This is a genomic window from Neobacillus sp. BF23-41 (assembly GCF_041106275.1).
Window position 1 is genome coordinate 1 of sequence record NZ_JBGBPR010000092.1, and the last position, 1178, is coordinate 1178.

Annotated in this window: 1 protein-coding gene; it reads left to right on the forward strand. The window is 36.9% G+C overall.

Going from position 1 to position 1178, the window contains the following annotated elements:
- Positions 1-860: 860 nt before the first annotated feature.
- The coding region (locus AB7942_RS30505) for a hypothetical protein (protein ID WP_369449792.1) at positions 861-1178 on the forward strand (318 nt) is incomplete at its 3' end.

Genomic DNA, 1178 nt, shown 5'->3' on the forward strand with positions numbered 1-1178 from the left:
CAATCTTACCAAACAGCTATTGAACAATTCCAATTGGTGTCTGAAGAACTTTAGGGATATTCGCTTGTGCATGGATGATGAAAATCAATCAATGGATGAGTAAAATGCAGGAAAAAAATTATTTTATAGTGTGAGGAATAATTGTGGTTATTATTTATGTTTATTTACATGTTGCATTAGACAAATGAGTTGAATTTTAAAAGATGACTGATGTAGTTGTGGCACATTCTCAAGAAGAGAAGGGCAATATTAGTTATGAATTATTAGAATCAAATAAGAAGCCGTTACAATCAATCATATGAAAAAGTGGAACGAATGAACGTAGAAGTACTTCCTTCACACGATCCTCTGTTAATGTCTAGATTAGTTTATTAAAAACTGAATAGTAATATTTTTTGTCCATATATATGAACTTTAGTTTAAAAATACGGACTAGGTGTGCAAGTCTTCGTCGGTTTTACAAGAACTCGAATTCTTTAAAATCTGATCTGATGTAAAAATTCTTATGGCACCGGTATCACATTTTTCAGAATAAGGTGAAACCTCTAGCAGACGGTAATTTTTCGCTTGCTTTTGCTGTAAGACTGATGAAAATGGAATTTGATTTAGCTTTAAGCATTGGCTAGGAATGGATGATGCCATGCCGGTAACGGCGCTTACTTTATAGTTTTTAGCTTCTGACCGCGCGACAGAAAAAGGTCAATTGGATGTTTAGGAACTGGTGTTGGTTGCTGAAGAAATGGACGGAATTAAGCACAGCAAATAATGGCGATTGAAGTCGTGCGAAACTGTGTAAATAGCTGGTACTGATTGTGCGATTTACCCGACGATACGATTCAATCCAGGAGAGGAGAATAACTATGGTTAATCAAGTTGATCTGTTAGCTAACTACTGGACACTTGCAGGAAACGTAAAAGTTTGGGGAAACATGGAGGAGGAATTGAGTCCTCATGACTTTCGCAGGCGTGTAGAAATGGCGGCCAAGGTTGGGTATACCGGAATTGGTATAATATATGCAGACCTAGTGACTATAACCAATCGGTATGGGTTTGAAGGTGTCAAGTCAATCCTTTCCGATAACGGAATTAAGTACTTCTCAGTTGAATTCATTGTAGATTGGTTCACGGATGGAGAACGCCGTCGTCAATCTGACAAAGTAAGATATACTCTATTAAAG